This is a genomic window from Solidesulfovibrio fructosivorans JJ] (assembly GCF_000179555.1).
Lineage (GTDB): Bacteria > Desulfobacterota > Desulfovibrionia > Desulfovibrionales > Desulfovibrionaceae > Solidesulfovibrio > Solidesulfovibrio fructosivorans.
On record NZ_AECZ01000067.1, the window covers coordinates 1 to 5,585 of the forward strand.

4 protein-coding genes are annotated in these 5,585 nt (G+C 65.6%); 1 reads left to right on the forward strand and 3 read right to left on the reverse strand.

Features of this window, described 5'->3' with window-relative positions:
- Positions 1-62: 62 nt before the first annotated feature.
- The 3 genes from DESFRDRAFT_RS20415 to DESFRDRAFT_RS20425 are packed head-to-tail and all read right to left on the reverse strand — an operon-like array spanning position 63 to position 5,016.
- The gene (locus DESFRDRAFT_RS20415; RefSeq protein WP_005997226.1) at positions 63-3,173 is read right to left on the reverse strand and encodes an efflux RND transporter permease subunit; all 3,111 of its coding nucleotides are present in this window, start codon (positions 3,171-3,173) and stop codon (positions 63-65) included.
- Complete coding sequence (locus DESFRDRAFT_RS20420; RefSeq protein ID WP_233489669.1) at positions 3,170-4,330, reverse strand: efflux RND transporter periplasmic adaptor subunit; 1,161 nt, start codon at positions 4,328-4,330, stop codon at positions 3,170-3,172. Before DESFRDRAFT_RS20420 ends, DESFRDRAFT_RS20415 begins: the two co-directional genes overlap by 4 nt.
- A gap of 5 nt (positions 4,331-4,335) precedes the next feature.
- Positions 4,336-5,016, reverse strand: a complete 681-nt coding sequence (locus DESFRDRAFT_RS20425) for a CerR family C-terminal domain-containing protein (protein ID WP_005997230.1) — start codon at positions 5,014-5,016, stop codon at positions 4,336-4,338.
- A gap of 189 nt (positions 5,017-5,205) precedes the next feature.
- Between DESFRDRAFT_RS20425 and DESFRDRAFT_RS20430 the strand changes: the two genes are divergently transcribed.
- Positions 5,206-5,511: a putative quinol monooxygenase gene (locus DESFRDRAFT_RS20430; RefSeq protein ID WP_005997232.1), complete on the forward strand. Its 306-nt coding sequence runs from the start codon at positions 5,206-5,208 to the stop codon at positions 5,509-5,511.
- Positions 5,512-5,585 lie beyond the last annotated feature (74 nt).

The following is a 5,585-nucleotide window of genomic DNA, read 5'->3' on the forward strand; positions in this document are numbered from 1 at the left end:
TAGCGGTGACAGGCTGTTGCCGGTAAAAGTCTTTGGAAAGGGGGGCCGGGGGGAGAACCTTTCTACAGAAAGGTTTCCCCCCGGTTCCCTCCCTTGCGCGCATGGACCAGATGGCCGAACCAGTTTTGGAGGGCGTCGAGGTAGATGTAGTAGACGGGCGTGAAGTAGAGGGTGAGCAGCTGCGACACGATGAGTCCGCCGACCACGCAGAGCCCCAGCGGCCGTCTGGCCGCCGCGCCCGCGCCGAAGCCCAGGGCGATGGGCAGCGTGCCCATGAGCGCCGCCATGGTGGTCATCATGATGGGCCGAAAACGGGTCAGCGCCCCTTCGTAGATGGCCTGGCGGGCGGGCATGCCCTTGCCGCGCTGGGCCTCCAGGGCGAAGTCGATCATCATGATGGCGTTTTTTTTCACGATGCCGATCAGCATGATGATGCCGACGAAACCGTAGATGTTGAGGTCCATGCCGAAGAGCATGAGCGTGGCCAGGGCGCCGACGCCGGCCGAGGGCAGCCCCGACAGGATGGTCAGCGGGTGGATGAAGCTCTCGTAGAGGATGCCGAGCACGATGTAGATGACCAGCACGGCCATGGCGAGCAGCACGGCCATGCCGGTCAGCGAGCTCTGGAAGGCCTGGGCCTCGCCCTGGAAGCTGGTGAAGATCGAGCCCGGCAGCTCCTTGCGGGCGAGCTCTTCCACCGCCGTGACCACGCCGCCCAGCGACGCGCCGGGGCGCAGGTTGAACGAGATGGTCACCGACGGCGTCTGCCCGGAGTGGTTGACCGAAAGCGGTCCCACCGACACCTCGCGTTTGACCAGCGTGTCGAGCGGCACGAGCTGGCCGTCGGCGGAGCGCACGTAGAGCAGCGAAAGGGCGTCGGGATTGGCCTGATAGGCCGGGGCCAGCTCCATGATGACCTGATAGGTGTCGTTGGGGGCGTAGATGGTCGAGATCTGGCGGTTGCCGTAGGACGTGGCCAGGGCGTTTTCGATCTGGTAGGCCGAGATGCCGAGCGCCGAGGCCTTGTCGCGGTCGATGTCCACGCGCAGTTCCGGGTTTTTGATCTGCAGGTCCGACGTCACGTCCTGGATGTCGGCGATGGCGTGCATTTTCTGCTCGAAGGCGGCGGCCGCGGCGAAAAGCTCCTCCGTGTTCGAGGCTTGCAGGGTGAACTGGTACTGGCCTTTGGACGACCGGCCCCCGATGCGGATGGGCGGCGGGTTTTGCAGGTAGGCCCGAAGCCCCGGCACCTGGGCGAAGGCCCGGCGGATGCGCTGCATCACCGTATCGGCGCTGTCCCTGCGCTCGTCCAGGGACTTGAGCGACAGCATCATGCGGCCGTTGTTGTTGGTGTTGTTCGGGCCGCCCGAACCGATGACGGACATGTATTGCGAAACGTCCGGGTCCTTGGCCGCAATTTCGTTGAGCAGCTTTTGGCGCCGCATCATCACCCCGAACGACACGCCTTCCTCGGCCTCGGTGGTGACCATGAGACGCCCCGTATCCTCGCTCGGCAAAAATCCCTTGGGAATGGCCCGGAAAAGCCAGACCGTCACCCCGAGCAGCACCAGCGAGACGCACATGGTCAGGGCGTGGTGCTTGAGCACGAGGCGCAAGCTGGCGTCGTAGAAGTCGCGCAGGCCGTCGAAGGCCCGCTCGACGGCGTTGTAGACCTTGCCGTGGCGCACCGGGGCATGGGGCTTCAAAATCAGGTTGCACAGCATCGGGGTGAGCGAAATGGACACGAAACCGGAAATGAGGATGGACACCATGATGGTGACCGCGAATTCGTGAAAGAGCCGGCCCACCACGCCGCCCATAAAAAAGACCGGCAGGAAGACGGCGGCCAGGGAGATGGTCATGGAGACGATGGTGAAGCTGATCTCTTTGGACCCTTCCATGGCGGCGGCCAGGGGTGTTTTGCCCATCTCCAGGTGGCGCACGATGTTTTCGAGCATGACGATGGCGTCGTCCACCACGAAGCCGACGGACAGGGTCAGGGCCATGAGCGAGATGTTGTCCAGGCTGAAGCCCAGCACGTACATGGCCGCGAAGGTGCCGACGACCGACATGGGCAGGGCCAGGCTCGGGATGACCGTGGCCGGGATGTTGCGCAGGAAAAGGAAGATGACCATGACCACGAGGCACACGGTCAAAACCAGGGTGAATTTGACGTCGGAGACGGACTCGCGGATGGAGGCCGACCGGTCGTAGAGCACGCGCAGGTTGACCGAGGCCGGCAGCTGCGCCTGGAAGTGGGGGAGCAGGGCCTTGATGGAATCCACCACTTCCACGGTGTTGGTGCCGGGCTGGCGCTGGATGGCGAGCACCAGGCCCGGGGTGCCGGAAAACCAGTTGAAGCGCCGGGTTTCCTCCACCGAATCCGTGACCTTGGCGATTTCGGACAGGCGCACGGGCGAGCCGTTGCGCCAGGCCACGATCAGCGGCTTGTAGCCGGCGGCGGTGAGTAACTTGCCGCTCGAGCGCACGGTGTATTCCTTGGACGGCCCGGACACCGTGCCGACCGGCAGGTTGACGTTGCCCTTTTTGACCGCGTCCGACACCTCGTCCACGCCGATGCCCTTGGCGGCCATGGCTTCCGGGTCGAGCTGGATGCGCACGGCGTACTTTTTCGAGCCGTAGACCGAGACCTGGGCCACGCCCGGCACCATGGAGATGCGCTGGGCCATCATGTTTTCGGCGTACTCGTCCACGTCGGACAGGCGCATGACGTCCGAGGAGATGGCAAGATAGAGGATGGGCGCGTCGGCCGGGTTGACCTTGCGGAAATACGGCGGCGAGGGCAGGTCGTCGGGCAGGTCCTTGCCGGCGGTGGTCATGGCCGACTGCACGTCCAGGGCGGCGGCGTCGATGTTGCGGTCAAGCGCGAACTGGAGGGTGATGCGCGTGGACCCCACCGAGTTGATGGAGGTCATGGAGTCGAGCCCGGCGATGGTGGAGAACTGCTTCTCCAGCGGGTTGGCCACGGCGGCGGCCATGGTCTCGGGGCTGGCCCCGGGCAGCGACACCCGCACCTCGATGGTGGGGAAATCGACGTTGGGCAGATCTGAGACCGGCAGCTTCAGGTAGGCCATCACGCCGAAAATGAGGATGGCGGCCATGACCAGGGTGGTCATGACCGGCCGGGTGATGAATATGGCGGCCGGGTTCATTGCGCGGCCTTGGCGTCGGCCTTGGCGTCGGCCTTGGCGTCGGCCTTGGCGTCGGGCGCGGCCTTGATGGCGGCCCTGAGTCCCGGGGCCAGGCGCACCTGGCCGTCGGTGACCACCATCTCGCCGGGGGAGAGCCCCTTTTCCACCACGGTCCGGGCGTCGATGATGGGGCCGGGCGTAATCTGCCGGGCGTCCACCGTGCCGTCTTTTTTGACCACGTATACGTAGGGGCCCTTGAGTCCGTCCATGACGGCCTGGGTCGGGATGACCACCACATCGGCAAGGGTGGAAAGGGTGAGCCCCACGCGCACGAACTGGCCGGGCCAGAGACGGTGGTCGGCGTTTTCGGCGATGGCCTTGAGCCGTATGGAGCCGGTCTTGGCATCCACGGCATTGTCGATGGAGGCGAGCTTGGCCTTTACCGGGGGGGAATCGTCCTCGCCGGCCGGGACGGCGGTGACGGTGAGCGCGCCCTGGCGGTTTTTGGCCTGGATGGCGGGGAGGTAGCGTTCGGGCAGGGAAAAGGCGATGAAGATGGGGCTTATCTGGTTGATGACGCACATGACGCGGTCGTCGCCCGCCTTGAGCACGTTGCCGACGGTGAGCATCACCGTGCCGACCCGGCCGGCGATGGGGGCGCGGATGTCGGCGTACTCGAGGTCCAATCGGGCCCGGTCCAGGCTGGCCTCGTCGAGGCGGATGGTGCCCTCCAGGGTCTTGGCCTGGGAAAAGGTCTGGTCGTACTGCTCCTGGGCCACCACGTCCTTGGATTTGAGCGTGGCGTAGCGCGTCAGGTCCGCCTCGGCCTTGACCAGCAGGGCCTTGTCGCGGGCCAGCTTGGCCTGCCCCTCACGGATGGCCAGATCGAAGGGGCGCGGGTCCAGGCGGAACAGCGGATCGCCCTTGGCCACCTCGGCCCCGTCCTTGATAAGCTGGGCGGTGATGGCCCCGTCGACCCGGGGTTTGACCGAAACCGTGGCCATGGGTTCCACGTTGCCCACGGCCTTGACCACAAGGGGCAGGGTGGTCGCCACGGCGGGAACGGCCACCACCGGCACCGGCCCGGCGTCGCGTCCGGCTTTTTTCTCGCCGGAGCCCCCGCAGGACCAGACACAGCATACGGAAAGCGCCAGGATCATGGCGCGCGAAACAAACATGCGGCTCACGAGGCGTCTCCGGAAAGCGGTTCAAGGGTGGGCGGGGGGAACTCCATGGCCTTCGGGAAGCCCATGGCGGCCAGGGAAAACCGGGTGATGTGCAGGGCCAGGGCGTCGACGCCGTCCTGGCTCGGATCGCAATCGGGATAGAGCCGTTCGAGGACCGGCCGGTCGAGGACGAAGTGGCGGCACTGGCCGACGATGCTTTCCGAGAAGCGGGCCACGGCCAGGGGCTCGGGGGCCCCGCCAAGCAGCGCGGCAACGATGTCGCGCAACACGGCGTTGGCCGGGGCCAGGCAGCGGTCCACCACCGTCGTCAGGTTGGACGAGGGCTCGGCCATTTCCCGGGCCATCAGCCGCAGGAGCCAGCTGTGGCGGCCCTTGTCCTCAAGCCGCAGCAGCAGGGCGCGGACGTAGGCGTAAAGCCGCGTTTCCGGAGGGGCCTCGCCGACGAGCCCCAGGTCCGGCGGATAGCGCCGGCCCGCCTCGCGATGGGCGTGTTCGAGCACCGCCTGGTACAGGCGGTCCTTGCTGCCGAAATGATAGTGGATGGCGGCCAGATTGGCCTTGGCCAATTTGGTGATCTCGCGGACGGTGGCGGCCTGATACCCCTTGCAGGAGAAGATTTCGCCGGCGGCATCAAGGAGCCGCATCCTGGTTTCGTCTTCACGACCGTTGCCAGTCATCCGTCCGCCTTGCGTGAAGCTGCATTGCCCTGGGATGTACGGCGGAAAAGCCGGGCCGGTCAATACTTTCCCGGGATGGTGCGGCCGGGTTACGGCTTTGCCATGTTCGGCGCACCCCCCCGTTGACCTGGACGCTGAAAAGACCTAGCCGGTAGATTCCTTGCGGTAAATCGAAAAGGAGGATCACCAATGGCGGAAGGCGTCGTCAACGTCGTGGCCAAGTTCGTGGCCAAGCCCGGCCTCGAGGCGAAGCTCAAAGAGGAACTCACCGGGCTTATCGCCCCGACCCAGAAAGATCCGGGCTATATCGCCTACGACCTCTACGAGTCCACGTCCCGCCCCGGCGAGTTCGTGCTGGTCGAGGCCTGGGAGAGCCGGGAACTCCTGGCCAGCCACTTGCAAACTCCCCATCTGACCGGTTTCGCGGCCAAGGCCCCCGAGCTTCTGGTCGCGCCCATGAGCGTCAAGCTCTTCGCCGAGCTTCCCGGTTTTTAGGAAGGGAATGAGACACCGGGGGAGGGAACCCCTTTTTGAAAAAAGGGGTTCCCTCCCCCGGACCCCCACCCTCC